Source organism: Cereibacter sphaeroides 2.4.1 (assembly GCF_000012905.2).
In the GTDB taxonomy this organism is placed as follows: Bacteria; Pseudomonadota; Alphaproteobacteria; order Rhodobacterales; family Rhodobacteraceae; genus Cereibacter_A; species Cereibacter_A sphaeroides.
This window is the reverse complement of record NC_007493.2, coordinates 3,044,460-3,069,789: the sequence shown is the minus strand read 5'-3', so window position 1 is coordinate 3,069,789 and position 25,330 is coordinate 3,044,460. Positions and strand designations below refer to the sequence as shown.

Genomic DNA, 25,330 nt, shown 5'->3' with positions numbered 1-25,330 from the left:
GTCAGTGCTTGCGCACGCCCGCCTTCACGAGACCATCCAGAAAATGCCGCCCGCCCTCGGTATCGAGGCCCGGATAGCCCGCGTCCCGCAGCGAGGCGACCGAGAAGTTCGGCTCGACCTGCAACAGCCGCTCGAGGAACAGCCGCGCTTCCTCGGGCCGGTCGAGATGGGCGTTCGACGAGACCAGCACCCGCAGCAGCGAGTTGAAGTCCGGCCGCTCGGCCAGCGCCGACTGTCCGGCGTCGATCGCCGTCTGATGATCGCCCGAGAAGTTTCCGGTGATCGCGCGGGTGGTCTCGAAATAGTAGCGATGCGGGCTGAAGGCGCCCAGATGACGCGCCCAGCGCGCCATGGCGAGCGCCCGCTTCGGCTGGCCGGCATAGGCATGGAGCATGGCATAGAGATCCCAGGCCAGCGTCTGCGCCGGATTGACCCGCAGGGACTGCTCGAAGAGCGCCGCGGCATAGTCGAACTCGCCGAAGAGGTAGGAGTGGATGTGGCCCACCAGCGCCGAGACCAGCGCATTGTTGGGCTCGAGCCCCAGCGCGCGGCGTGCGAGATGCTGCGTCTCCTCGATCAGCGGCGCGTCGGCGGGATTGAAGCGCTGGCCCACACGGAAGGTGTTGAGGAAGGCCAGCCAGGCATAGCCCTGCGCGGTCGGGGTCCGGTCGAGATGCCGGCGCAGGATCTCCTCGGACCGGTCGAGATCGCCCCGCGCCAGCCGGAACATCGAGGCCACGGCGGCCGCGATCCGCCCCTCGGCCTCGGCCCCCTCGGTGCCGTGGCGGCGCAGGAAATGCAGCGTCGCCTCTTCGGTCGCGCGCACGATCAGCGGCATGGCAAAGCTCGCCTCGCCGATCGACTCGCGCCGCGGCACGATCACCTCGTCGGACCAGACCAGCGCATTGTCGGCCGGGTTCTGCAGCACGATCCCGACGCGGAGGTAGCTGTGATCCGCCAGAACCCGGACCTGCACGCTCAGATGCACCTGTTCGGGCAGACGCGCGAGCAGCCCGCCCCCCGCAAGGCCGGCCCCCAGATCACCCAGCGCCACGGGCGCCATGTCGACCAGCCGCAGATCGCCCGTCTCGACGAGCGCGCGGCGCAGCGCGCGCTGCACATCGGCCTGCAGCACCGCCGCCGCCGGATCGCCGCCGAGGATGACGGGCGGCATCATAGCCACGCGCCAGCCGCCCTCGTCCTCCTGCCGCAGCAGCGATTGCGGCGGCTGCGGCGCAGCCGGCGGCGAGGTGCGCGGCACCGCCTGCGACGCCTCGCGCCGCGCCTCCGAGGGCGCCGGGCGCGGCGCGAGATCGGCCTCGAAGCCGGCCTCTTCGAGGCGCGCGAACCAACTCTGGCGCTCCAGCGCCAGCCAGTCCTCGAATTCGGGATCCCGCACGTCGATCCCTTCGAGGAAATGCTCCGTGCTGCCGTCCTCGCCCCGCCGCTCGCGAGCGGCGAGTTCCAGCGCATCCACCGCCACCGCCGCCAGATCCAGCGAGACCGTGTTCTTGTCCGCCGTCAGCACATGCGCGGCGCGGGGCCCCAGCGACTTGCGGATATCCAGAAGCGCCTGCCGGAGGCTCGCCGAGGCCTGATCCTCGCCCCGGTCGCTCCAGAGCTTGTCGCGCAGCCAGACGCGCGAGCGCGAGCCCCGAGGCGCCACCGCCAGCATGGCGAGGATGGCGCGCGATTTGCGGGATTTCGGAGTCAGTTCCTCTCCGTCGGGTCCCAGCAGGGTGAAGGGCCCGAACAGATACATCCGCAGGTCAGGAGACGCTCCCGTCATTCGGCCAGCCGCTGGTTCCTCGGACGCTGCCCCGGCAACCGCCCGCTCACGCCACAGTGACCGAGCCGCGACGCCGGGTAAAGCATTTACGATGATGAACGGCTGCACCCTTGCGGCGCCGACCGCGGATGCTGTCCCGCACAACATCGCGACCCTCCTTGACGACTTCCCGCCCGACCCTTAGCCCCCCTGCGTGATCGGTGCGTCAAACGAGCGTCAAAGACCGGGCGCTTCCGTGCATTTTTCCGCTCCCGCAAAAGGAGATCCGATGTCTCTCGTTCTTCGCGGCGCCACCCTCTTCGACGGGGCCGACTTCCGGGAGGGCGACCTCCTCCTCTGCGACGGACGGGTGGCGGCGATCCTGCCTCCCGGAGAGGCGCCCGGACAACGGGTGGAGCAGGTGGAGGGCATCCTCGCCCCCGGCCTGATCGACCTTCAGGTGAACGGCAGCGGCGGCGTCATGCTCGACGGCACCGCCACCGCCGCAACCTTCGCCCGGATCTGCGCCAGTCAGGAGGGGCTCGGGGTCCTCCATGTGCTGCCGACGCTCGTCACCGACAGGCCCGCCGCCGTGGCAAGCGTGATTGCCGCCGCGCTGGAGGCCGCGGGCACGCCGGGCCTTCTCGGCCTGCATCTCGAAGGGCCTCATATCGACCCTGCGAAGAAGGGCGCGCACGACGGGAAGCTCGTCCGCCCGCTGGAGGAGGCGGACCTCGCGCTCTATCTCGAGGCCGCCCGGAGCCTGCCGGGGCTCATGCTGACCCTCTCGCCAGCCGCGGCCCGCCCGGAACAGATCGCGGCCCTCGCCGCCGCCGGGATCGTCGTGAGCCTCGGCCATACCGACTGCACGATGGACGAGGCCCGCAGGGCCTTCGCTGCCGGGGCCGCCTGCGTCACGCATCTCTTCAACGCGATGAGCCCGCTCGGCCACCGCGAGCCCGGCCTGCCGGGTGCGGCGCTGACCTCTGCGGTGCCGACCGGCCTCATCGCCGACGGTCACCATGTCGCCCCCGAGCTGATCCGCATCGCGCTCGCGGCCAAGCCCGAGGGTCTCTTCCTCGTTTCGGACTGCATGGCGGTGGCGGGCACCGACCTCGACGGGTTCGAGCTGAACGGCCGGCGCATCCTGCGCCGTGGGGGGCGCCTCACGCTGGCCTCGGGCACGCTCGCCGGCGCCGATCTGACCCTGCCGCAGGCCATCCGCACCCTCGTGCGCTTCGGCATCCCGCCCGAGCGCGCGCTGGCCATGGCGACCTCGGCCCCGGCGCGCGCCATCGGCCGCCCCGATCTGGGCCGCCTCGCGCCCGGCGTTCCCGCCGATCTCGTCCTCCTGACCCCCGACCTCCATCCCGCTGCCCTCTGGCGCGCGGGCGTCAGGCAAGACCTTCCGTCTCGGCCCTGAGCCAGTCGCGGAAGGCCGCGAGCGGTGGGTGGTCGCCGCGGTCCTCGGGCCAGACCAGCCAATAGGCGTGCCGCCCCTCGACCGGGCCGCCATGGGCCGGCACCAGCGTCCCCTCGGCCAGCGCGGGCCCGGCGAGGAACTCGGGCAGCAGCGCCACGCCGATCCCGTGGATCGCCGCCTGCATCATGGTGGCAAACTGGTCGAACACCATGCCCCGCGGCACCGCCGCCGCCACCCCGTGATGGGCGAACCACCCCGCCCAGCCCCGCGGCCGCGTCTCGAGCGTGAGGAGCGGCAGCGCCAGCAGGTCCGCAGCCCCCGCCACCGGATGCGCGGCAAGAAACTCCGGCGACGCCACCGCCACCACCCCCTCGCCGAACAGCCGCAGATGCCCGGCCCGCGGCCAGCTGGGGCTGCCGAAATGGATCGCCGCGTCGAACTCCTCGCCCTCGAACTCGAAGGGCTTCAGCCGCGTCGCGAGATTGATCGTCACCCCCGGATGGGCCTTGAGAAAGCCCGGCAGCCGCGGCGCCAGCCAGTGCGTGCCGAAGGTCGGCAGGATCGCCAGCGACAGCACCCCGCCCTCCGGGTCGGACGCGAGCCGCAGCGAGGCGCGCCCGAGAATGTCGAGCGCCCGCCGCACCTCGGCCGCATAGGCCAGCGCCGCCTGCGTGGGCCTCAGCCGCTTCCGCTGCCGCTGAAACAGCACCACGCCCAGCTGCTCCTCGAGCCCCTGCACCAGCCGGCTCACCGTGCCCTGCGTCAGATCGAGCTCGCGTGCGGCCGCCGCCGTCGAGCCCGTCCGCGTCACCGCCTCGAAGGCCGCAAGCTGCCCCACCGGGGGCAGATAGCGCCGCGCGAATGCCACCTGATGCACTCCCTGCATGAACTCCGGCGAAATTAGCGTTATCCTTGGCCGGCATGAAGCGGTATCTGCCCGCAACCGCATATCTCCGGAGGACGCCATGAAGGACCTGAAGGCCAAGGATGCCCCCGATCTCGGCCGCTTCGACTGGGAGGATCCCTTCCGGATGGAGCTTCAGCTCTCCGAGGAGGAGCGGATGCTGCGCGACGGCGCCCGCGCCTATGCGCAGGAGCGGCTGATGCCGCGGGTGACCGCCGCCTACCGCGAGGAACAGACCGATCCGGCCATCTTCCGCGAGATGGGCGAGATGGGCCTCCTCGGCGCGACCGTCCCCGAGGAATATGGCGGGCTCGGCGCCTCCTACGTCTCCTACGGCCTCATCGCGCGCGAGATCGAGCGGGTGGATTCGGGCTACCGCTCGATGATGTCGGTGCAGTCCTCGCTGGTGATGTATCCGATCTACGCCTACGGCTCGGAGGATCAGCGCCGCCGCTACCTGCCGGGCCTGGCAAAGGGCGAGCTCATCGGCTGTTTCGGCCTGACGGAACCCGACGCGGGCTCCGACACCGCGGGCATGAAGACCGTGGCCCGCAAGACCGCGCAGGGCTACGTCCTTTCCGGCTCGAAGATGTGGATCTCGAACGCGCCCATCGCGGATGTCTTCGTCGTCTGGGCGAAGTCCGAGGCCCACGGCGGCAAGATCCGCGGCTTCGTGCTGGAAAAGGGGATGAAGGGCCTCTCGGCCCCGAAGATCGGCGGCAAGCTCTCCCTGCGCGCCTCGATCACCGGCGAGATCGTGATGGAGGGGGTCGAGGTCGGCGAGGAGGCGCTCCTGCCCGGCGTCGAAGGGCTCAAGGGCCCGTTCGGCTGCCTCAACCGCGCCCGCTACGGCATCAGCTGGGGCGTGCTCGGCGCGGCCGAGGCCTGCCTCCATGCCGCGCGCCAGTACGGGCTCGACCGCAGGCAGTTCGGCCGCCCGCTGGCCCAGACCCAGCTCTACCAGCTCAAGCTCGCCAACATGATGACCGACATCGCGCTCGGCGCACAGGCGAGCCTCCGCGTCGGCCGCCTCCTCGACGAGGCCAATGCCGCGCCCGAGATGATCTCGATCGTCAAGCGCAGCAACTGCGGCAAGGCGCTCGAGGCCGCGCGCCACGCCCGCGACATGCACGGCGGCAACGGGATCCAGGAAGAGTTCCATGTCATGCGCCACATGGCGAACCTCGAGACGGTGAACACCTACGAGGGCACCCACGACGTTCATGCCCTCATCCTCGGCCGCGCGATCACCGGGCTGCAGGCCTTCTTCTGACATTCATTCTGGCGAAAATATCCCCGCCGGAGGCTCCGACCGTTCCCCGGAGCTTCCGCCGGACGGAAAGGCCCCATGCCCCGCTCGCTCATCGTCCATGAGAATTTCCTCTCCCGCGTGAAGGCCCGCGACCTGCCGCAGGGCGCCCCGCCCACCCCCGGCCTCGCCCCGCACGAGATGGTGGCGCTCTTCCGCAACCAGTGCCTGTCGCGCGCGCTCGACCGGACCAGCCGAGCCATGCAGAAGGCGGGGCAGGGCTTCTACACGATCGGCTCCTCGGGGCACGAGGGGATGGCCGCCGTGGCCCATGCGCTGCGCCCCAGCGACATGGCCTTCCTCCATTACCGCGACGCGGCCTTCCAGATCGCGCGCGCGGCCCAGCTCGGCCAGAGCATCGCCTGGGACATGCTTCTCTCCTTCGCCTCCTCCGCCGAGGATCCGATCTCCGGCGGGCGCCACAAGGTGCTGGGCTCGAAGGCGCTGGCCATCCCGCCCCAGACCTCGACCATCGCGAGCCACCTGCCGAAGGCGGTGGGGGCGGCCTATTCGCTGGGGCTCGCGCGGCGCCGCCCGCCCGAGCACCGCGCCCTGCCCGAGGATGCGCTGGTGATGGCCAGTTTCGGCGACGCCTCGGCCAACCATTCCACCGCGCAGGGCGCCTTCAACACCGCGGGCTGGACCGCCTTCCAGTCGGTGCCGCTGCCGCTCCTCTTCGTCTGCGAGGACAATGGCATCGGCATCTCGACCAGAACCCCGCGCGGCTGGATCGAGGCAAGCTTCCGCGCCCGCCCCGGCCTGCGCTACTTCCGCGCCAACGGGCTCGACATGTCAGAGACTTACGCCGTGGCGGCCGAAGCCGCGGCCTATGTCCGCAACCGCCGCAAACCCGCCTTCCTGCATCTGGGAACCGTCCGCCTCTACGGCCATGCCGGGGCGGACCTGCCCACCACCTACATGAGCCGCGAGGAGGTCGAGACCGAGGAGGCCAACGATCCGCTCCTGCACAGCGTCCGGCTGATGGAGGCCGCAGGCGCGCTCGACCCCGACGACGCGCTCGCGATCTACCTCGAGACGCAGGAGCGCGTCGACCGGGTCGCGGCCGAGGCGGTCACCCGGCCGAGACTGAAGACGGCCTCCGACGTGATGGCGAGCCTGATCCCCCCGGCCCGGCCCTGCGCCCCCACCAACGGCCCCTCGGCCGATTCCCGCGCCGCGGCCTTCGGCTCCGACCTCAAGGCGATGGCCGAGCCGCAGCCGATGAGCCGCCTCATCAACTGGGCGCTCACCGACCTCATGCTCGCCCACCCCGAGATCGTGCTGATGGGCGAGGATGTGGGCCGCAAAGGCGGGGTCTATGGCGTGACCCAGAAGCTCCAGACCCGCTTCGGCCCCGACCGGGTGATCGACACGCTCCTCGACGAACAGTCGATCCTCGGCCTCGGGATCGGCATGGCCCACAACGGCTTCCTGCCCATCCCCGAGATCCAGTTCCTCGCCTATCTCCACAATGCCGAGGACCAGATCCGCGGCGAGGCGGCCACCCTGCCCTTCTTCTCGAACGGACAATATACCAACCCGATGGTGCTCCGGATCGCGGGGCTCGGCTATCAGAAGGGCTTCGGCGGCCATTTCCACAACGACAATTCCATCGCCGTCCTGCGCGATATCCCCGGGCTGATCCTCGCCTGCCCCTCGGACGGGGCCGAGGCCGCGATGATGCTGCGCGAATGCGTGCGGCTCGCGCGCGAAGAGCAGCGGCTGGTGGTCTTCCTCGAGCCCATCGCGCTCTATCCGATGCGCGACCTTGCGGAAGAGAAGGACGGGGGCTGGATGCGCACCTATCCCGACCCGTCCGAGCGGCTCCGCTTCGGCGAGATCGGCTGCCACGGCGAGGGCCGGGATCTTGCCATCGTGACGTTCGGCAACGGCATCTATCTGTCGCAACAGGCGAATTTCACGCTTCGTGAAAATGGCGTGGCCGCGCGGATCCTCGATCTGCGCTGGCTCGCGCCCCTGCCGCTCGAGGCGATGCTCAGGGCCACGCAGGACTGCCGCGCCGTCCTCGTGGTGGATGAATGCCGCCGCTCGGCCGGCGGCCCGGCCGAGGCGCTGATGACGGCCCTGGCCGAGGCAGGCCGCACCCGCATCGCCCGCATCACCGCCGAGGACAGTTTCATCGCCACCGGCCCCGCCTATGCCGCCACCCTGCCCTCGGCCGCCGGCATCGCCGAGGCGGCGCTTGCGCTGGTGCGGGCATGAGGGTCGTCGTCGTCTGTCCCGGCCGCGGCACCTACACCAAGGCAGAACTGGGCTCTCTCGGCCGGCTCCATCCCGACAAGGCCGCGCTGTTCGCCCGGTTCGATGCCCAGCGCCGGGTGGCGGGGCAGGAGACGCTGGCCGATCTCGACGGCGAAGCGAGCTATTCCGTGGCGCGCCACACGCGGGGCGACAATGCCTCGGCGCTGATCTATGCCGCGGGCTACGCCGATTTCCTGTCGCTCACGGGCGTCGAGGTGGTGGCCGTCACCGGCAATTCGATGGGCTGGTATACGGCGCTGGCCTGCGGCGGCGCCCTTTCGGCCGAAGACGGCTTCCGGGTCGTCAACACGATGGGCACGCTGATGCAGGAGGCGCTGATCGGCGGCCAGATCGTCCATCCGGTCATGGGCGAGGACTGGCGGCCCGACCTTGCCCGCCGCGCGCAACTGCTGGATCAGGTGGCCGGGATCGACGCCCGCCCGGGGCGCATCCTCGGCCTCTCCATCGCGCTCGGCGGGATGCTCGTGCTGGCGGGCAATGCCGAAGGTCTGGCCGATTTCGAGGCCGAAGTGCCGCCCGAACAGGGCCGCTTCCCGATGCGCCTTGCCAATCACGCGGCCTTCCACACCGCCCTTCAGGCGCCGGTCGCCGCGCGCGGACAGGCGGCGCTGCCCGAGGCGCTGTTCGGTCAGCCGCGGCTGCCGCTCATCGACGGGCGCGGCGCCGTCTGGTGGCCGAAAGCCACCGACGCGGCGGCGCTCCGGGCCTATACGCTCGGCCATCAGGTCACGGAGCCCTACGATTTCACCCGCGCCATCGCGGTCGCCGCGCGGGAATTCGCGCCCGACGCCTTCGTCGTACTCGGCCCCGGCACCACGCTGGGCGGGGCCGTGGCGCAGAGCTTGATCCTCGCCGGCTGGCGCGGGATGAAGGACCGCAAGGATTTCCAGACCCGTCAGGCCGAGAGCCCCCTGCTGATCGCACTGGGGCGAGAGGACCAGCGCGGGCACGTCACAGGAGGACCCAGATGACAGACCTATTCCACGCCCTCGGCATCGCGGACGCAGCCACCGGCGGCAGCCTGTCCGTCCTCTCGCCCATCGACGGGGCCGAGATCGGCCGCGTCCGCCCCACAGACCCCGCCGCCATGCCCGGCCTCATCGCCCGCGCGCAGGAGGCCTTCCGCCACTGGCGCGAGGTGCCCGCCCCCCGGCGGGGCGAACTCGTCCGGCTCTTCGGCGAGGAACTGCGCGCGGCCAAGGCCGAGCTCGGCGCCCTCGTGACGCTCGAGGCGGGCAAGATCACCTCCGAGGGTCTGGGCGAAGTGCAGGAGATGATCGACATCTGCGATTTCGCGGTGGGCCTGTCGCGGCAGCTCTACGGCCTGACCATCGCCTCCGAGCGGCCGGGCCACCGGATGATGGAGACCTGGCACCCGATGGGGCCTTGCGCGGTCATCTCGGCCTTCAACTTCCCGGTGGCGGTCTGGTCGTGGAACGCGGCGCTGGCGCTCGTCTGCGGCAATCCGGTGATCTGGAAGCCCTCCGAGAAGACGCCGCTCACCGCGCTCGCCTCGATGGCGATCTTCGGCCGGGCGCTCGCCCGCTTCGGCGACGCGCCCGAGGGGCTTGCGCAACTGGTGATGGGCGGGCCCGAGATCGGCGAGGCGCTGGTGCTCTCGCCCGAGGTGCCGATCGTCTCGGCCACGGGTTCCACCCGGATGGGGCGGATCGTCGGGCCCAAGGTAGCGGCCCGCTTCGGCCGCCCGATCCTCGAGCTCGGCGGCAACAATGCGATGATCGTGGCGCCCTCGGCCGATCTCGACATGGCGGTGCGCGCCATCGTCTTCTCGGCCGTGGGCACCGCTGGCCAGCGCTGCACCTCGCTCCGGCGGCTGATCGTGCATCATTCGGTGCGCGAGGAACTGGTGGGGCGGCTGGTCAAGGCCTACGCGTCGCTGAAGATCGGCGATCCGCGCGCGGACGGAACCCTCGTCGGTCCGCTGATCGACGCGGCCTCGCGCGACCGGATGGTGGCGGCGCTCGACCGGGCGCGGGCCAAGGGCGGCACCGTCCATGGCGGCAAGCCGGTCGAGGGCGTGCCGGGCGGCGCCTACATCCAGCCCGCGCTGGTCGAGATGCCGGCCCAGACCGGCGTCGTCTGCGAAGAGACCTTCGCGCCGATCCTCTATGTCATGGGCTACGAGACGCTGGACGAGGCCATCGCGCTGCAGAATGCGGTGCCACAGGGCCTGTCCTCCTGCATCTTCACGCTGAACCTGCGCGAGGCCGAGGCCTTCGTCTCGGCGGCGGGCTCGGACTGCGGGATCGCCAATGTGAACATCGGCCCCTCGGGCGCCGAGATCGGCGGGGCCTTCGGCGGCGAGAAGGACACCGGCGGCGGCCGCGAAAGCGGCTCGGACGCCTGGCGGGGCTACATGCGGCGGCAGACGAACACGATCAACTGGTCGGCGGCGCTGCCGCTGGCGCAGGGGGTCAGGTTCGACATCTGACCGGCGCGCAGGCGGTGCGGCACCAGCCCGCCACCGCCTGCCGCTCGGGCGCGATCCACTCCGCCAACCCGCCCGCGAAGGTCTCCCACGCGGGCTCGGCGCTCTGGCGGACGCCGACGAGGGTCGGCACGCCCAGCTCGCAGGCCCGGCCGATCACGCCGCGCATCCCCTCGCCCTCGATCTCGGCCTTGCCGAAGCGGGGGATCACCAGAAGATCGGCCCCCCGCTCCAGCGCCGCGAGACCGGCGGCGGCGGCGAGGGCCAACCCTGCGGGATCGAGCCTGCAGCCGCTCGACCCGGGGCCCAGATCCTGCGTGATCGGATAGAGCGCGCCCGAGGTCAGATCCTCGAGCCGGACACCGTCGCGCTGCAGGAAGCCCGCCGTGCGCAGACCTTCGGCGGCAAGCTGCGCCGCCACATCGGCCAGAAGCGCATCGACCGGCACGTCCTGCCGGACCGGCAGGGCCGCGATCAGGGGCCATTCGCCCGAGGGATCATCCTGCTCCATCACCTCTCCCTGCCCCGGCGGTGCGCGGGCGGCTCGAGATGACACCGAAACCGGTGCGCCGTCCATGGGCCAATGTGGCGCCATCTGCCTCCGCTTCGTGCCGCAGAAGCCACGCTGCCGCCGAAGGCGGCCGGGAAGGGCAACATCCGGCGTCCAGCGCAACATTATTGCTTGAAAAACCGGGCTTCCAATGTTTTGCGTTGCGGCGACTCAACCTCAGGGCCCTTGCCCGCCGTGGAGACTGCCATGAACCGCGAGACGATCCTGCATCCCACCCGCCGTTCGCTGCTTGCCGGAGGGGCTGCCGCCCTGACGGCCGCGACCCTGCCCCGCTTCGTGCAGGCGCAGAGCTCCGAGCCGATCCGGCTGGGGTTCCAGCTCCATCGCACCGGGATCGGCGCGGCCTACGGGCGGTGGTACGAGCGGACGGCGCTCGCCGCGCTGAAGGTGGTGAACGAGGCGGGCGGCATCGCCGGGCGTCCGGTCGAGATCCTGTTCGAGGACGATGCGACCGACCCGCGCCGCGGTGCCGAGGTGGTCGAGAAGCTGGCCTCGCAGGCCAAGGTGGACATGATCTTCGGGCCGCTCTTCAGCCATGTGGTGATCGCCGCAGCCCCCCGGGCGGCCGAACTGAAGATCCCCTATCTGGTCTGCTCGGAAGGCTATCACGTCGCCTCGGGCAAGCTGAACCGCTGGACGCTGCAACCGGGCATCACCGACGTGCGCGCGCAGGTCACGGCGATGGCGCCCTGGGTCACGCAGAACCTCGGCAAGAAGGTCACGATGATCTTCCCGGACTATGCCTTCGGCCACGACCACCGCGACTTCTTCACCGAAGCGGTGAAAGCGCAGGGGGGCGAGGTCGTGGCGCAGATCGCCATTCCGCCGACCGAGACCAGCTTCACCCGCTACTTCCCGCGCATCCCGCGCGACACCGAGGTGCTCTATCACGTCATGGTGGGCCCGGCCGTCCTCACCTTCGTCAAGGAGCTGGGCGAGTTCTACGGCTCGGGCGACCGGCCCCAGATCTTCGGCTTCATCGACTCGCTCGAGGCGGTGGACATCGCCAACCCCGGCCTCCAGTTCCTCGAGGGCTCGCATTTCTGGGAGGGCCAGTGCCGGATGCTCCAGCCCGATGCCTCGGAGGCCGAGACCTTCTACCGGGCCGCGGTGGGGGTGGACGACACGGGCGCCGCGGTCGAGGATCCGCAGAACGTGTCCTGCTACGGGCACATGTTCTCGGTCTGGGAGACTCTCTTTACCATCAAGCAGGGCATGGAGGCCTGCAACTGGCGCGGACCGCAGGACCGGCAGGCCTTCGTCGAGGCGGTCGAGGCCTTCACCGAGATGCCCGCGGGACGCGAGCGGCCGCAGGGTGCCAAGGTCTTCAATCCGAAGCTCCATCAGGTCTTCGGCCATCAGTTCATCAGCAGGCTCGAGGGCGGCAAGCTCGTGAAGGTCCACGAGACCTCGCTCGAGGACGGGATCTATCCGAGCGACGTGGACTATCTCGCGACCTCCTTCTGAGGATGGAGTTCGGACCCTTCCTGCTTCTCGCCGTGATGGAGGGGCTGGTCGGCGCGGCGGTGCTCGCGCTGACGGCTTCGGGGCTGAGCCTCGTCTTCGGCGTGCTGCGGGTGGTGAACGTGGCCCATGGCGAGTTCTTCATGCTGGGCGCGGTCACCGCATGGTTCGTGAGCCAGTGGGTGCCGGGCCCGCCCGCACTGGCCTTCGCCGTGGCGCTGGTGGCCTGCCCGCTGCTGGTGGCGGGGCTTGCGGCCCTGGCCGACCGGCTGGTGCTGAAGCGGCTCGCCTACGAGCCCGAGGCCACGATCATCGCGACGATCGGGCTTCTCTACATCCTGCAGCAGGCTGCCCTCACGCTCTACGGCCCCGAAGCGAGGCCGGTGCCGCCGCCGTTCGAGGCGCGGCTGCAGCTGCCGTGGTTCGGCTGGTCGGGCTACAAGCTCTTCGTGATCGGCGCGGCGGGCGCGGTGCTGGCCGGCCTGTGGCTGCTCCTCGCGCGGAGCCGGATCGGCCTCGTGATGCGCGCCACGCAGATCGACCGCGAGACCGCCAGCGCCTTCGGCATCGATGTGGACCGGGTCTATGCTGCAACCTTCGCGCTCGGCGCGGCGCTGGCGGCCATCGCCGCCGTGCTGATCGTGCCGATCCAGCAGGCCCATTACCTGATGGGGGGCGATCCGCTCCTGCTGTCCTTCATCGTCGTGGTGATCGGAGGCTTGGGGTCGCTCCGCGGCACGCTGGTGGCGGCCCTGCTGATCGGCGTGTCGGACGGCGTGATCTCGACCTTCTTCGAGCCGACGCTGGCCAAGATCCTGGCCACTCTCCTCGTGGCGCTGGTGCTGGTCTTCCGCCCGCAGGGGCTGTTCGGAGCCCGCGCATGAGGATGCTCGCCCTTCATCTGGCCGTGCTGGCGGGGATCGCCGCGCTGCAGTTCGTGCTGCCTGCCTATCATCACACGAACGCGGCCCGCATCCTCGTGCTTGCCACCTATGCGATCGGGTTCAACATCGCCTTCGGCTACACCGGGCTTCTGTCGCTCGGCCATGCGCTCTTCTTCGCGGGCGGCATGTATGCGACCGGGCTTCTGATCGATCAGGGCGGCTGGCAGCCCTGGGCTGCGCTCCTGGCGGGGCCCGTCGCGGGGGGCGTGCTGGCGGCCGGCGTGGGGCTCCTCGCGCTGCGGACGGCGGGCCCGGCCTTCATGATCGTGACGCTGATGTTCGCGCAGGCCTTCCATCTGGCCATCCTCTACTGGGGGCGCTTCACCGGCGGCGACGAGGGCTTCACCCTCTCGGGTGCGGCCCGGCGGATCGGACCGTTCGATCTCGCCGATCCGACCACGCGCTACGGTGCGGCCTTCCTGCTCTTTGCCGCGGCCATGCTGGGCTGCCTCGCCCTCGTCCGCTCGCGCACCGGCCGCGTGCTGATCGCGGTGCGTGAGAACGAGGAGCGCACACGCATGCTGGGCTACGACACGTTCCGCGCGAAGCTGCTGGCGCTCGCGCTGTCGGGCCTGCTGTCGGGCGCGGCGGGGGCGACCTACGGGCTCATGTTCGGCTATGTCGGCGGCTCCTTCGCCGCGATCCAGTATTCGATCCTGCCGCTGATCTGGGTGCTGCTTGGCGGCGCGGGCACCGTGCTGGGTCCGCTTCTGGGCACCGCGCTCCTGTTCTACCTGATCGACTGGGCCTCTTCCGTCACCACGGCGTCGCAGTTCGTGGTGGGGGCGGTGCTGATCCTCCTCGTCCTCTTCGCGCCGCGCGGGCTCCTGGGTCTTCTGCGCGACTGCGGCCTCCGGAGCCTGCCATGAGCCTTCTGGAAGCCCGCGGTCTCGTGCGCCACTTCGGCGGCCTCCGCGCGATCGACGGGGTGGATTTCGACCTCGCCGCGGGAGAGATCCATGCGCTGATCGGGCCGAACGGCGCGGGCAAGTCCACGCTCGTGGGGCTTCTGTCGGGGCGCATCCCGGCGCAGGCGGGCACGATCCGCTTCGACGGGCGCGACATCACCCGCCTGCCGGCCCATGCCCGGGTGGGCTGCGGCATCGCCTATGCCTTCCAGATCACCTCGGTCTTCCCGAGGCTCACGACCTTCGACAATGTGGCGCTGGCCGTGCAGCGCACCGGCGCGCGGGATCTGGCCGCCGCGACGGAGGCCGCCCTCGCCCGCGTGGGGCTTTCGGGCGAGGCGGGGCAGCTTGCGGGCACGCTCTCCTACGGCCACCAGAGGCTGCTCGAGATCGCCATGGGGCTTGCCCTTGCGCCGCGGCTGCTGATCCTCGACGAGCCGACGCAGGGCCTCGCTTCGGGCGAGATCGAGAGCTTCATGACGCTGGTGCGCAGCCTTGTGCCCGAGGTGACGGTGCTTCTGATCGAGCACAACATGGAGGTGGTGATGGATCTCGCCCAACGCATCACGGTGCTGAACGCCGGCCGGGTGCTGGCGCGGGGCACGCCCGCCGAGATCCAGGCCGACCGCGCGGTGCAGGCCGCCTATCTCGGAGGCTGAGATGCTGACCCTCGAGCACGTCGATGCGGGCTACGGACGGGTGCAGGTGCTGCGCGGCCTCTCCTTCGGGGCGCGCGCGGGCGAGGTCACCTGCGTCATGGGCCGCAATGGCGCGGGCAAGACCACCATGCTGCGCGCGATCATGGGACAGGTCGCCGTGACATCGGGACGGATCCTGCTCGACGGCGCGGCGCTGGAGGGGCTCGCCCCCCACCGGATCCCGCAACTCGGGATCGGCTATGTGCCGCAGGGCCGGCGCCTCTTCGGGCCGCTCACGGTCGCCGAGAATCTCGAGATCGGGCTGATGACGCGCGGCCGGGGCAGCCGCACGCGCGAGCGGGTGCTCGAGCTGTTCCCGCGTCTGCGCGAGCGGCTGGATCAGGCCGCCTCGACCCTCTCGGGCGGCGAGCAGCAGATGCTGGCCATCGGCCGCGCCCTCTGCCTCGAGCCGAAGCTTCTGCTGCTCGATGAGCCGACCGAGGGTTTGCAGCCTTCGATGATCGCGCTCATCCGGGACACGGTGCGCCGGCTGCGCGGGATGGGCGTCGCGGTGGTGCTGGTCGAGCAGCGGATCGAGGCGGTGCTGGATCTGGCCGACCGGGTGGCCTTCGTCGAGACGGGCCGCGTGGCCGAAACCCTGCCCGCGGCCGATCTCTCCCCCGCCGCACAGCAGTTCGCCCGCTACGTCGGCGTCTGACGGCTCAGGCGGGGGCGCCGGGCAGATAGGCTCCCTTCAGCTTCACGATCTCGCCCTGCACCCTGAGCGCGGCCGGATTCAGCGGCCGATCGACCGGATGGACGAGGAACCAGTGCCGCTCGATGGGCAGGCCGGGGGCCGCCAACTGCACGAGCTGGCCGAAGCGCAGCTCGTCCATCACCACATGCAGCGACAGGAAGGCGAGCCCCAGCCCCGCGATGACCGACTGCTTGATGGTCTCGTTCGAATCCATCTCGATCAGGTCCACCACCTGCCCCTCGCCCAGCCGGTCGAGATAGCGCGACATGAGCACCCGTGTCCCCGACCCTTCCTCGCGCGCCAGAAAGGTCTGGGACAGAAGGTCCGGCACCGGCACCTCGGCCAGACCCGCCAGCGGATGATCGGGCGGCGCCACGATCCCGTGCGGATGCGGCCCGAGCGCCACCGACGCCACCTCGGGCTGGCGCGGGGGGCGTCCCATGACCGCCAGATCCACCATGTGCCGCGCCAGATCGTCGATCAGCTGCTCGCGGTTGCCCACGCGGAGGGCGATTCGGATCTCGGGGCAGGCGAGGCTCAGCATCTTCACCAGCCGCGGCGCGAAATAGCGCCCGGTCGAGACCACACCCAGCGTCACCTGCCCGGCCCGGCCCTCGCTCACCGCCATCACTTGGTATGAGCACTGCGACAGAATGACCTCGATCCGCTGAGCGGCCTCGAGAACGGCGATTCCGGCGAGCGTCGGCGTGAAGGAGCCCGTCTCGGGCGGCCGATGGAGGAGCGGCACGCCGAAGGCTTCCTCCAAGTTCCTGATCTGGCTGTGGATTGCCGGAGGCGTCAGACCGAGGCGCGTGGCCCCGCCCGTCAGCGAGGCGCTGCCCGCCACCGCCACGAGGGCGCGCAGCTGCTTCAGGGTGATCGCATCGAGCCGCACCATTTCCAAATTCCCGAACAGAACTTCTACCTTATTAAATTCCATAAAATCCGATCCGCGGCAAGCTGGGCACACGTCGCGGAGGAGATGCCAGTGAAGCCCTTTCCCACCCACCCCGATGCCATACCGGCCGAGTTGCAGGACGTGATGGACCGTCTGGGCTCGGTCGCGATCGAAGTCGCGAACCGGATCGCCCGCGGGGGTATCGACGAGGATCTCGCCGGTCTCTGCGGAACCAACACCGACGGGGACGGGCAGAAGGCGCTCGACGTAATCGCCGACGACGCCTTCCGCGTGGCACTGGAAGGCTCGGCGGTCCGCTTCTACGCCTCCGAGGAGCAGGACACGGCGGTGACGCTGAACGAGGCCGGGACGCTGGCCCTCGCCATCGATCCGCTGGACGGCTCGTCCAACATCGACACCAACCTCTCGGTCGGCACGATCTTCGCCATCTGGCCTGCCGCGGCCACGGCCGAGGCGAGCTTCCTGCGCCTGGGCTCCGAGCTCATCGCGGCGGGCTATGTCATCTACGGCCCGCAAGTCTGCATGATGGTGAGCTTCGGGAAGGGGACGCAGAAATATGTGCTCGATCCCGGCAGCCGCAGCTTCGTGCTGGTCGACCGTGCCGTGAAGGTGCCGCCCAGCTCGACCGAATTCGCGATCAACGCCTCGAACTACCGCCACTGGCCGAAGCCGATCCGCGCCTATATCGACGATTGCGTGGCGGGTACCGAGGGGCCGCGGGGACGCAACTTCAACATGCGCTGGCTGGCCTCGCTGGTGGCCGAGACCCACCGCATCCTCGCGCGGGGCGGCGTGTTCCTCTATCCGCGCGACAGCCGCAAGGGCTACGAGCAGGGTCGCCTGCGCTATCTCTACGAATGCGCGCCCATCGCCTTCGTCATCACCCAGGCGGGCGGCGGGGCCACCGACGGCGAGAATCCGATCCTCGGACAGACGCCCTCGCGGCTTCATGCCCGCACGCCCTTCGTCTTCGGGTCCGCCGAGAAGGTGGCCCGCATCACCGCGTATCACGACCTGCCCGAGCAGGAGACGTCGGCCCTCTTCGGCAATCGCGGCCTGTTCCGGAGCTGAATATCCATGAGCAAGAAGCATCCCATCATCTCGGTCACGGGCTCGTCCGGCGCGGGCACCTCGACGGTGAAGCACACGTTCGACCAGATCTTCCGGCGCGAGGGGGTCAAGGCGGTCTCGATCGAGGGCGACGCCTTCCACCGCTTCAACCGCGCCGACATGAAGGCCGAGCTGGACCGGCGCTATGCGGCGGGCGACGCCACCTTCTCGCACTTCTCCTACGAGGCGAACGAGCTGAAGGAGCTGGAGCGCGTCTTCCGCGAGTACGGCGAGACCGGGCAGGGGCGGACGCGGACCTACGTCCATGACGATGCCGAAGCGGCGCGCACCGGCGTGGCGCCCGGCAACTTCACCGACTGGCGCGACTTCGACAGCGACAGCCACCTGCTGTTCTACGAGGGGTTGCACGGGGCGGTGGTGAACAGCGAGGTCAATATCGCGGGGCTGGCCGACCTCAAGATCGGCGTGGTTCCGGTCATCAACCTCGAATGGATCCAGAAGATCCACCGCGACCGCGCGACCCGCGGTTACACGACCGAGGCGGTCACCGACGTGATCCTGCGCCGGATGCATGCCTACGTTCACTGCATCGTGCCGCAATTCTCGCAGACCGACATCAACTTCCAGCGCGTGCCGGTGGTGGATACCTCGAACCCCTTCATCGCGCGCTGGATCCCCACCGCCGACGAGAGCGTGGTGGTGATCCGTTTCCGCAATCCGCGCGGGATCGACTTCCCCTATCTCACCTCGATGATCCACGGCTCGTGGATGAGCCGCGCCAATTCCATCGTGGTGCCCGGCAACAAGCTGGACCTCGCGATGCAGCTGATCCTGACACCGCTGATCGACCGCCTCGTCCGAGAGAGCAAGGTGGCCTGATCCGGACCCGGGGCGGGCGCAGAGCCGCCTCGGACCCTCGGCTCGACCGTCCCGGCCGGCACCCGCCCGGCCGGCCGATATCCCGCACCCATCCGACTGACATGACGACCCGGGAGGAGACCCATGGCCCTGATCACGCTCAGACAATTGCTCGACCATGCCGCAGAGCGCGGCTATGGCGTGCCCGCCTTCAACATCAACAACATGGAGCAGGGGCTCGCCATCCTCGCCGCCGCCCGCGCCTGCGACGCGCCGGTGATCCTGCAGGCCAGCCGCGGGGCGCGCAGCTATGCCGGCGACATCATGCTGCGCCACATCGTCGAGGCGCTGGCCGAAATGTATCCGCAGATCCCGATCTGCCTGCATCAGGACCACGGCAACAACGAGGCCACCTGCCTCTCGGCGATCCGGCACGGCTTCACCTCGGTGATGATGGACGGATCGCTTCAGGCCGACATGAAGACGGTGGCCTCCTACGATTACAACGTGGACATCACCCGCCGCGTGACCGACGCGGCCCACTGGGTCGGAGCCTCGGTCGAGGGCGAGCTGGGGGTGCTGGGCAGCCTCGAGAAGGGCGAGGCGGAGGCCGAGGACGGCTCGGGTGCGGAAGGAAAGCTCGACCACAGCCAGATGCTGACCGACCCGGATCAGGCGGTGGAGTTCGTGCAGGCGACCCGCGTCGACGCGCTGGCCATCGCCATGGGCACGAGCCACGGCGCCTACAAGTTCAGCCGCAAGCCGGACGGCGAGATCCTCGCCATGCGCGTGATCGAGGAGATCCACGCCCGGCTGCCCGCGACGCATCTGGTGATGCACGGCTCGTCCTCGGTGCCGCAGGCGCTGCAGGATCTCATCAACGCCCATGGCGGCGATATGCCTCAGACCTACGGAGTCCCGGTCGAGGAGATCGAGCGCGGCATCCGTCACGGGGTCCGCAAGGTCAATATCGACACCGACTGCCGGATGGCCCTGACCGGCCAGTTCCGCAAGGTCGCCATGGAGAGCCCGAAGGAGTTCGACCCGCGGAAGTTCATGATCCCCGCGATGAAGGAGATGGAGGCCCTCGTCCGCGACCGGTTCGAGCGGTTCGGCACTGCGGGCAATGCTTCGAAGATCACCGTCATCCCGATGGATGACATGGCCAAGCGCTACGCGAGCGGAGCGCTCGATCCTGCGGTCGCGACCGCCAAAGCCGCCTGAAGGGAGGGTGCGAGATGGATACCAAGACCACCGAGATCAAGGGCAAGGAACGCTACAAGGCCGGCGTCCTGAAATATGCCCAGATGGGTTACTGGGACGGCGATTACGTCCCCAAGGACACCGACGTGCTGGCGCTGTTCCGCATCACACCGCAGGAGGGGGTGGATCCGGTCGAGGCGGCCGCCGCCGTGGCCGGCGAAAGCTCGACTGCGACCTGGACCGTGGTCTGGACCGACCGGCTGACCGCCTGCGACAGCTACCGCGCCAAGGCCTACCGGGTGGAGCCGGTGCCGGGCACGCCGGGGCAGTATTTCTGCTATGTGGCCTATGACCTGATCCTGTTCGAGGAAGGCTCGATCGCCAACCTCACCGCCTCGATCATCGGCAACGTCTTCAGCTTCAAGCCGCTGAAGGCCGCCCGGCTCGAGGACATGCGCTTCCCCGTGGCCTATGTGAAGACCTACAAGGGCCCGCCCACCGGCATCGTGGGCGAGCGCGAGCGGCTGGACAAGTTCGGCAAGCCCCTTCTCGGCGCCACCACGAAGCCCAAGCTCGGCCTGTCGGGCAAGAACTACGGCCGCGTGGTCTATGAGGGGCTGAAGGGCGGCCTCGACTTCATGAAGGACGACGAGAACATCAACTCGCAGCCCTTCATGCACTGGCGCGACCGGTTCCTCTATGTGATGGAGGCGGTGAACCTCGCCTCGGCCCAGACCGGCGAGGTGAAGGGCCACTACCTCAACATCACCGCCGGCACGATGGAGGAGATGTACCGGCGGGCGGAATTCGCCAAGTCGCTTGGCTCGGTCATCGTGATGGTCGATCTCATCATCGGCTATACGGCGATCCAGTCGATCTCGGAATGGTGCCGGCAGAACGACATGATCCTGCACATGCACCGCGCGGGCCACGGCACCTACACGCGGCAGAAGAACCACGGCATCAGCTTCCGCGTGATCGCCAAGTGGCTGCGGCTGGCGGGGGTGGACCATCTGCATTGCGGCACGGCCGTGGGCAAGCTCGAGGGCGACCCGCTGACGGTGCAGGGCTATTACAATGTCTGCCGCGAGCCCTTCAACACGGTCGACCTGCCGCGCGGGATCTTCTTCGAGCAGGACTGGGCGGACCTGAGGAAGGTCATGCCGGTGGCCTCGGGCGGGATCCATGCCGGGCAGATGCACCAGCTTCTGAGCCTCTTCGGCGACGATGTGGTGCTGCAGTTCGGCGGCGGCACCATCGGCCACCCGATGGGGATCCAGGCCGGGGCGACCGCGAACCGCGTGGCGCTGGAAGCGATGGTGCTGGCGCGCAACGAGGGCCGCAACATCGATGTGGAGGGCCCGGAGATCCTCCGCGCCGCGGCCAAATGGTGCAAGCCGCTGGAGGCCGCCCTCGATACCTGGGGCAACATCACCTTCAACTACACCTCCACCGACACGTCGGACTTCGTGCCGACCGCCTCGGTCGCGATGTAAGGAGACCGGACATGCGCATCACCCAAGGCTGCTTCTCGTTCCTGCCCGACCTGACCGACGCGCAGATCTCGGCGCAGGTGGACTATTGCCTCGGCCGCGGCTGGGCCGTGAGCCTCGAACATACCGACGACCCGCATCCCCGGAACACCTACTGGGAAATGTGGGGCATGCCGATGTTCGACCTGCGCGACCCCAAGGGCGTGATGATCGAGCTGGACGAGTGCCGCAAGGCCTGGCCCGGCCGCTACATCCGCATCAATGCCTTCGATTCCACCCGCGGCTTCGAGACGGTCACGATGAGCTTCATCGTCAACCGCCCCGAGGTCGAGCCCAGCCTCCGCATGGAGCGCACCGAGGTCGACGGCCGGTCGATCCGCTACACGCACAGCATCGTCCGCTGAGCCGCTCCTCCCACGGATCGGCGGACGGGCCAAGGCCGGGGGGCTTCGCGCCCCCCGGACCCCCCGCGGGATATTTGACCCAGAGTGAGAGGGGGGACTGCGACGAATGGCGTGGCTTGACCGGCGCTGCGCCGGGCTACTCTCTCAACCGACAGCTATCGGAGTTCGCGATGACCGACGCGGCAACGGCCCCCACCTCGATCGACCTGCGCGCCGAATATGAGGGATCGGGCGCGAAGGAGGTGCTCGAGGAGCTCGACCGCGAGCTGATCGGGCTGAAGCCGGTCAAGGACCGGATCCGCGAGACGGCGGCGCTTCTTCTTGTCGAGCGGGCGCGGCAGAAGCTGGGCCTCGCCCATGAGACGCCCACGCTGCACATGAGCTTCACCGGCAATCCCGGCACCGGCAAGACCACCGTCGCGCTGAAGATGGCGGGGCTGCTGCACCGCCTCGGCTATGTCCGCAAGGGACATCTGGTCAGCGTCACGCGCGACGATCTGGTGGGGCAGTATATCGGCCATACGGCGCCCAAGACGAAGGAGGTTCTCAAGCGCGCCATGGGCGGCGTGCTCTTCATCGACGAGGCCTATTACCTCTACAGGCCCGACAACGAGCGCGACTACGGGCAGGAAGCCATCGAGATCCTGCTTCAGGTGATGGAGAACAACCGCGACGACCTCGTGGTGATCCTTGCAGGATACGCGGATCGGATGGAGAATTTCTTCCAGTCGAATCCCGGCTTCCGTTCGCGCATCGCGCATCACATCGAATTCCCCGACTACAGCGACGAAGAGCTGTTCGAGATCGCAGGACACATGCTGGACGACCAGAACTATCAGATGACCCCGGAGGCCGAGACGGCGCTGCGCGCCTATATCGGCCTGCGCCGCAACCAGCCGCATTTCGCCAATGCCCGCTCGATCCGCAATGCGCTCGACCGCGCGCGGCTCCGGCAGGCCAACCGGCTGTTCACCGCCTCGTCCGGGCCGCTCGACGCGCGCGCCCTCTCGACCATCGCCGAGGAAGACATCCGCGCGAGCCGGGTGTTCAAGGGCGGGCTCGACAGCGAGCGCCGCGCCGCGGAGGCTCTGGCCAGATGATCGAGGCGATCCTTTTCGACGTGGACGGGACGCTCGCCGAGACCGAGGAGCTGCACCGGCGCGCCTTTAACGAGACCTTCGCCGCGCTGGGGGTGGACTGGTTCTGGGACCGCGAGGAATACCGCGAGCTTCTGACCACCACGGGCGGCAAGGAGCGCATCGCGCGGTTCCTGCGCCATCAGAAGGGCGATCCGGCGCCGCTGCCCATCGCCGATATCCACCGCGCCAAGACCGAGCGGTTCGTGGCGCTGATGGCCGAGGGCGAGATCGCGCTGCGCCCGGGCATCGCCGACCTGATCGCCGAGGCGAAGCGCGCCGGGATCCGGCTCGCCGTGGCCACCACCACCAGCCTGCCCAATGTCGAAGCCCTGTGCCGGGCCTGTTTCGGCCATCCCGCGCGCGAGATCTTCGACGTGATCGCGGCGGGAGACATGGTGGCCGAGAAGAAGCCCTCGCCGGACATCTACCGGCTTGCGCTGCGCGAGCTCGACGTGCCGCCGGAGCGGGCCGTCGCGCTGGAGGATTCGCTCAACGGTCTTCGGGCCGCCAAGGGGGCGGGGCTGCGCTGCATCGTCTCGCCCGGCTTCTACACCCGGCACGAGGAGTTCGCGGGGGCCGACCGGCTCCTCGACAGTTTCGCCGAGCTCGGCGGGCTGGCCGGCCTCGACCTGACGGCGCCGGTGGCCTGATGCCGGGAGTCGTCTTCGATCTGGACGGGACCCTCGTCCATTCCGCACCCGACATCCATGCCGCCGTCAACAAGGCGCTGGCCGAGGAGGGAGGCGCCCCCTTCACGCTTGCCGAGATCACCGGCTTCATCGGCAACGGCGTGCCGGTGCTGATCCAGCGCGTGCTCGCCGCCCGGGGCGAGGCGCCGGATGCGCACCGCCAGGCTGAGCTTCAGGGCCGGTTCATGGCGCATTACGAGGCGGATCCGGCGACGCTCACCAGCGTCTATCCCGGTGCCGAGGCGGCGATCCGGCACCTGCGTGCGGAGGGGTGGCGCATCGGGCTCTGCACCAACAAGCCGGTGGGCGCCTCTCGGCAGATCCTGTCGCTCTTCGGCCTGCTCGAGCTGTTCGATGCCATCATCGGCGGCGACAGCCTGCCCCAGCGCAAGCCAGACCCCGCGCCGCTCCGCGCGACGGCGGCCGCGCTGAACGAGGAGGTCGTGCTCTATGTGGGCGACAGCGAGGTGGATGCCGCCACCGCCGAGGCCGCGGGGCTGCGCTTTGCGCTCTTCACCGAGGGCTATCGCCATGCGCCGGTGCATGAGTTGCCGCACCACGGGCTCTTCAGCCATCACGACGAGCTGCAGGATCTTCTGAGGCGCCTCTTGGCGTGACGGGGCCCCCGGGCCTATCCTTGCCGGAACATCGGCGGGAGGCGCGCATGGGCTGGAGCGGGACCGAGGGACCGGACTGGGTGGAGCGGCCGGCGCACCGGCTGTGGCTTCTGGATCAGGCGCGGGGGCTGTTCGACCTCTTTCGACCCGCCCTCGATCCGGCCGGCGGCTTTCATCCGCTCGACCTGCGCGGCCAGCCGCTGGGCGGCGCGGCGGGCAGGCTGCGTCAGATCCACGACACGACGCGCATGGTCCATTGCTACACGCTCGCGCGCGAGCTGGGGCTGCCCGGCGCGGACCGGATGATCGACCACGGGATGCAGACGCTCTGGTCCCGCCACCGCGATCCCCGGCATGGCGGCTATGTCTGGAGCTTCGATCCCGACGGGCCGGTGAACGCCTCGAAGCAGGCTTACGGCCATGCCTTCGTGCTCCTGGCGGCGGCTTCGGCCCGGGTCGCAGGGCATCCGGACGCCGACCGGCTTCTGGCCGATGTGGGCGAGGTGATCCGGCACCGGTTCTGGGATGCGGCGGCCGGCGCCTCGCGCGAGGAGTTCACCGAGGACTGGCATCCGCTGGGCCCCTACCGGGGCCAGAATTCCAACATGCACCTGACCGAGGCGCTGATGGCGGCCTTCGAGGCCACGGGCGATGCGGAGTGGCTGGAGATGGCCGAACGGATCGCGCGGCTACTGATCGACCGGCACGCCCGCGCCGAGCACTGGCGGGTGCCCGAACATTACGACGCAGACTGGCGGGTGGACCGCGACTATGCAGGCGATCCCATGTTTCGCCCGGCCGGAACGACGCCGGGCCATGCGCTGGAATGGAGCCGGCTTCTCGTGCAGCTGTGGCATCTGGGCGGGCAGCGCGAGAGCTGGCTGCGCGAAGCGGCGGAGGCGCTGTTCCTCCGCACCGTCGAGATCGGCTGGGATCGCCGCGCAGGCGGCTTCTATTACACACTGCACTGGAGCGACCGGCCCGACCGCGAGGATCGCTTCTGGTGGCCCTGCGCCGAAGGAATCGGCGCGGCACATGTCCTGCGACATTCCGGCGGAGATGCACGCTTCGAGGGCTGGTATCGCCGGATATGGGACTTCGTCGCCGATCATTTTCTCGATCGCACCCACGGCGGCTGGTTTGCCGAGCTCGACGGCGACCTGCGCCCGGTCGAGCGGGTGTTCCGCGGCAAGCCCGACCTCTATCACGCGGTGCAGGCCTGCCTCATTCCGCTCGTGCCGCCGACGGCCAGCGTCACGCGCGGCCTGCGCGCCGCGTCCCGCAGTCTCCTCGTCGCGCACTGAGGCACAGGATTTTTTCCGAAAGGTGGAACTTCCTCTTTTGGGGGGTGTTCATCCCACAATCCCGTGGCTGGCGCTTTTCCCCGACGCCTTGCCCTGAACTGCCGCGGGCCGAGCGCCGCCACCAGGGTTTTCCCTCCCCTGCTGGCGGCGCGTCTCGTTTCCGAACCAGAAGCCTATACGGCGTAGCGGGTTGTCGGCATGCCTCGCTCAACGCC

The 25,330-nt window shown here is 69.6% G+C and carries 23 protein-coding genes; 19 read left to right on the top strand and 4 right to left on the bottom strand.

Annotated features, from left to right (window positions below; translation table 11 throughout):
• Position 1: 1 nt before the first annotated feature.
• Positions 2-1,936 carry a hypothetical protein gene (locus RSP_RS14880; protein WP_011338858.1) on the bottom strand — a complete coding sequence of 645 codons (1,935 nt, stop codon included), beginning with the start codon at positions 1,934-1,936 and terminating at the stop codon, positions 2-4.
• A gap of 121 nt (positions 1,937-2,057) precedes the next feature.
• Between RSP_RS14880 and nagA the strand changes: the two genes are divergently transcribed.
• Positions 2,058-3,191: an N-acetylglucosamine-6-phosphate deacetylase gene (gene nagA, locus RSP_RS14875; protein ID WP_011338857.1), complete on the top strand. Its 1,134-nt coding sequence runs from the start codon at positions 2,058-2,060 to the stop codon at positions 3,189-3,191.
• On the opposite strand, the gene RSP_RS14870 is transcribed toward nagA, so the two are convergent.
• Positions 3,163-4,077, bottom strand: a complete 915-nt coding sequence (locus tag RSP_RS14870) for a LysR family transcriptional regulator (RefSeq protein ID WP_011338856.1) — start codon at positions 4,075-4,077, stop codon at positions 3,163-3,165. The two genes, nagA and RSP_RS14870, sit on opposite strands and share 29 nt — an antisense overlap.
• 79 nt (positions 4,078-4,156) lie before the next feature.
• On the opposite strand from RSP_RS14870, the gene RSP_RS14865 reads away from it, so the two are divergent.
• The 4 genes from RSP_RS14865 to amaB all read left to right on the top strand — a co-directional run bounded on the left by RSP_RS14865 (position 4,157) and on the right by amaB (position 10,139).
• Complete coding sequence (locus RSP_RS14865; RefSeq protein WP_011338855.1) at positions 4,157-5,368, top strand: acyl-CoA dehydrogenase; 1,212 nt, start codon at positions 4,157-4,159, stop codon at positions 5,366-5,368.
• A gap of 75 nt (positions 5,369-5,443) precedes the next feature.
• Positions 5,444-7,627, top strand: a complete 2,184-nt coding sequence (locus RSP_RS14860; RefSeq protein WP_011338854.1) for a thiamine pyrophosphate-dependent enzyme — start codon at positions 5,444-5,446, stop codon at positions 7,625-7,627.
• Complete coding sequence (locus RSP_RS14855; protein ID WP_011338853.1) at positions 7,624-8,658, top strand: ACP S-malonyltransferase; 1,035 nt, start codon at positions 7,624-7,626, stop codon at positions 8,656-8,658. The genes RSP_RS14860 and RSP_RS14855 overlap by 4 nt, the downstream gene beginning before the upstream one ends.
• Positions 8,655-10,139, top strand: coding sequence for an L-piperidine-6-carboxylate dehydrogenase (gene amaB, locus RSP_RS14850; protein ID WP_011338852.1), 1,485 nt, complete (start codon positions 8,655-8,657; stop codon positions 10,137-10,139). Before RSP_RS14855 ends, amaB begins: the two co-directional genes overlap by 4 nt.
• Here amaB and RSP_RS14845 read toward each other — a convergent pair.
• Positions 10,123-10,647, bottom strand: coding sequence for a DUF2478 domain-containing protein (locus RSP_RS14845; RefSeq protein ID WP_011338851.1), 525 nt, complete (start codon positions 10,645-10,647; stop codon positions 10,123-10,125). The genes amaB and RSP_RS14845 overlap by 17 nt on opposite strands.
• A 246-nt stretch (positions 10,648-10,893) precedes the next feature.
• Here RSP_RS14845 and RSP_RS14840 point away from each other — a divergent pair, with 246 nt between their 5' ends.
• The 5 genes from RSP_RS14840 to RSP_RS14820 are packed head-to-tail and all read left to right on the top strand — an operon-like array spanning position 10,894 to position 15,379.
• On the top strand, positions 10,894-12,174 hold the full coding sequence (locus RSP_RS14840) for an ABC transporter substrate-binding protein (RefSeq protein WP_011338850.1): 1,281 nt from the start codon (positions 10,894-10,896) through the stop codon (positions 12,172-12,174).
• A 2-nt stretch (positions 12,175-12,176) separates the two neighbouring features.
• Entirely contained in the window at positions 12,177-13,055 is an 879-nt protein-coding gene (locus RSP_RS14835) for a branched-chain amino acid ABC transporter permease (RefSeq protein WP_011338849.1), read from the top strand.
• Complete coding sequence (locus RSP_RS14830) at positions 13,052-13,984, top strand: branched-chain amino acid ABC transporter permease (RefSeq protein WP_011338848.1); 933 nt, start codon at positions 13,052-13,054, stop codon at positions 13,982-13,984. Before RSP_RS14835 ends, RSP_RS14830 begins: the two co-directional genes overlap by 4 nt.
• On the top strand, positions 13,981-14,682 hold the full coding sequence (locus RSP_RS14825) for an ABC transporter ATP-binding protein (RefSeq protein ID WP_011338847.1): 702 nt from the start codon (positions 13,981-13,983) through the stop codon (positions 14,680-14,682). The genes RSP_RS14830 and RSP_RS14825 overlap by 4 nt, the downstream gene beginning before the upstream one ends.
• Position 14,683: 1 nt before the next feature.
• Positions 14,684-15,379 carry an ABC transporter ATP-binding protein gene (locus RSP_RS14820; RefSeq protein ID WP_011338846.1) on the top strand — a complete coding sequence of 232 codons (696 nt, stop codon included), beginning with the start codon at positions 14,684-14,686 and terminating at the stop codon, positions 15,377-15,379.
• A 4-nt stretch (positions 15,380-15,383) separates the two neighbouring features.
• On the opposite strand, the gene cbbR is transcribed toward RSP_RS14820, so the two are convergent.
• The gene (gene cbbR / locus RSP_RS14815) at positions 15,384-16,316 is read right to left on the bottom strand and encodes a LysR family regulator CbbR (RefSeq protein ID WP_011338845.1); all 933 of its coding nucleotides are present in this window, start codon (positions 16,314-16,316) and stop codon (positions 15,384-15,386) included.
• 84 nt (positions 16,317-16,400) lie between these two features.
• On the opposite strand from cbbR, the gene RSP_RS14810 reads away from it, so the two are divergent.
• The 9 genes from RSP_RS14810 to RSP_RS14770 all read left to right on the top strand — a co-directional run bounded on the left by RSP_RS14810 (position 16,401) and on the right by RSP_RS14770 (position 25,115).
• A complete protein-coding gene (locus RSP_RS14810; RefSeq protein WP_043764031.1) occupies positions 16,401-17,408 on the top strand; it encodes a class 1 fructose-bisphosphatase in 1,008 nt (335 codons plus the stop codon).
• Between the two features lie 6 nt (positions 17,409-17,414).
• The gene (locus RSP_RS14805; protein WP_002721831.1) at positions 17,415-18,287 is read left to right on the top strand and encodes a phosphoribulokinase; all 873 of its coding nucleotides are present in this window, start codon (positions 17,415-17,417) and stop codon (positions 18,285-18,287) included.
• 123 nt (positions 18,288-18,410) lie between these two features.
• Positions 18,411-19,490, top strand: a complete 1,080-nt coding sequence (gene fba / locus RSP_RS14800; RefSeq protein WP_011338843.1) for a class II fructose-bisphosphate aldolase — start codon at positions 18,411-18,413, stop codon at positions 19,488-19,490.
• 14 nt (positions 19,491-19,504) lie between these two features.
• A complete protein-coding gene (locus RSP_RS14795) occupies positions 19,505-20,965 on the top strand; it encodes a form I ribulose bisphosphate carboxylase large subunit (RefSeq protein ID WP_002721829.1) in 1,461 nt (486 codons plus the stop codon).
• Positions 20,966-20,976: 11 nt separating this feature from the next.
• Positions 20,977-21,366: a ribulose bisphosphate carboxylase small subunit gene (locus tag RSP_RS14790; RefSeq protein WP_002721826.1), complete on the top strand. Its 390-nt coding sequence runs from the start codon at positions 20,977-20,979 to the stop codon at positions 21,364-21,366.
• A gap of 170 nt (positions 21,367-21,536) precedes the next feature.
• On the top strand, positions 21,537-22,466 hold the full coding sequence (gene cbbX / locus RSP_RS14785; RefSeq protein WP_017140002.1) for a CbbX protein: 930 nt from the start codon (positions 21,537-21,539) through the stop codon (positions 22,464-22,466).
• The gene (locus RSP_RS14780) at positions 22,463-23,155 is read left to right on the top strand and encodes an HAD family hydrolase (protein WP_002721822.1); all 693 of its coding nucleotides are present in this window, start codon (positions 22,463-22,465) and stop codon (positions 23,153-23,155) included. The genes cbbX and RSP_RS14780 overlap by 4 nt, the downstream gene beginning before the upstream one ends.
• Complete coding sequence (gene gph, locus RSP_RS14775; RefSeq protein WP_011338841.1) at positions 23,155-23,811, top strand: phosphoglycolate phosphatase; 657 nt, start codon at positions 23,155-23,157, stop codon at positions 23,809-23,811. Before RSP_RS14780 ends, gph begins: the two co-directional genes overlap by 1 nt.
• Positions 23,812-23,858: 47 nt before the next feature.
• Positions 23,859-25,115 (top strand): AGE family epimerase/isomerase, encoded by a 1,257-nt coding sequence (locus RSP_RS14770; protein WP_017140001.1) that lies wholly within the window; start codon positions 23,859-23,861, stop codon positions 25,113-25,115.
• Positions 25,116-25,330 lie beyond the last annotated feature (215 nt).

Bases quoted from the DNA above. Each gene is read 5' to 3' on its own strand.
- RSP_RS14825 (WP_011338847.1), top strand. From the start codon at position 13,981: ATGAGCCTTCTGGAAGCCCGCGGTCTCGTGCGCCACTTCGGCGGCCTC.
- RSP_RS14790 (WP_002721826.1), top strand. From the start codon at position 20,977: ATGCGCATCACCCAAGGCTGCTTCTCGTTCCTGCCCGACCTGACCGAC.
- gph (WP_011338841.1), top strand. From the start codon at position 23,155: ATGCCGGGAGTCGTCTTCGATCTGGACGGGACCCTCGTCCATTCCGCA.
- RSP_RS14860 (WP_011338854.1), top strand. From the start codon at position 5,444: ATGCCCCGCTCGCTCATCGTCCATGAGAATTTCCTCTCCCGCGTGAAG.
- RSP_RS14840 (WP_011338850.1), top strand. From the start codon at position 10,894: ATGAACCGCGAGACGATCCTGCATCCCACCCGCCGTTCGCTGCTTGCC.
- cbbX (WP_017140002.1), top strand. From the start codon at position 21,537: ATGACCGACGCGGCAACGGCCCCCACCTCGATCGACCTGCGCGCCGAA.
- RSP_RS14855 (WP_011338853.1), top strand. From the start codon at position 7,624: ATGAGGGTCGTCGTCGTCTGTCCCGGCCGCGGCACCTACACCAAGGCA.
- cbbR (WP_011338845.1), bottom strand. From the start codon at position 16,316: ATGGTGCGGCTCGATGCGATCACCCTGAAGCAGCTGCGCGCCCTCGTG.
- RSP_RS14835 (WP_011338849.1), top strand. From the start codon at position 12,177: ATGGAGTTCGGACCCTTCCTGCTTCTCGCCGTGATGGAGGGGCTGGTC.
- RSP_RS14865 (WP_011338855.1), top strand. From the start codon at position 4,157: ATGAAGGACCTGAAGGCCAAGGATGCCCCCGATCTCGGCCGCTTCGAC.
- RSP_RS14795 (WP_002721829.1), top strand. From the start codon at position 19,505: ATGGATACCAAGACCACCGAGATCAAGGGCAAGGAACGCTACAAGGCC.
- RSP_RS14805 (WP_002721831.1), top strand. From the start codon at position 17,415: ATGAGCAAGAAGCATCCCATCATCTCGGTCACGGGCTCGTCCGGCGCG.
- amaB (WP_011338852.1), top strand. From the start codon at position 8,655: ATGACAGACCTATTCCACGCCCTCGGCATCGCGGACGCAGCCACCGGC.
- RSP_RS14810 (WP_043764031.1), top strand. From the start codon at position 16,401: ATGCCAGTGAAGCCCTTTCCCACCCACCCCGATGCCATACCGGCCGAG.
- fba (WP_011338843.1), top strand. From the start codon at position 18,411: ATGGCCCTGATCACGCTCAGACAATTGCTCGACCATGCCGCAGAGCGC.
- RSP_RS14830 (WP_011338848.1), top strand. From the start codon at position 13,052: ATGAGGATGCTCGCCCTTCATCTGGCCGTGCTGGCGGGGATCGCCGCG.
- nagA (WP_011338857.1), top strand. From the start codon at position 2,058: ATGTCTCTCGTTCTTCGCGGCGCCACCCTCTTCGACGGGGCCGACTTC.
- RSP_RS14845 (WP_011338851.1), bottom strand. From the start codon at position 10,647: ATGGAGCAGGATGATCCCTCGGGCGAATGGCCCCTGATCGCGGCCCTG.
- RSP_RS14870 (WP_011338856.1), bottom strand. From the start codon at position 4,077: ATGCAGGGAGTGCATCAGGTGGCATTCGCGCGGCGCTATCTGCCCCCG.
- RSP_RS14820 (WP_011338846.1), top strand. From the start codon at position 14,684: ATGCTGACCCTCGAGCACGTCGATGCGGGCTACGGACGGGTGCAGGTG.
- RSP_RS14880 (WP_011338858.1), bottom strand. From the start codon at position 1,936: ATGTTGTGCGGGACAGCATCCGCGGTCGGCGCCGCAAGGGTGCAGCCG.
- RSP_RS14770 (WP_017140001.1), top strand. From the start codon at position 23,859: ATGGGCTGGAGCGGGACCGAGGGACCGGACTGGGTGGAGCGGCCGGCG.
- RSP_RS14780 (WP_002721822.1), top strand. From the start codon at position 22,463: ATGATCGAGGCGATCCTTTTCGACGTGGACGGGACGCTCGCCGAGACC.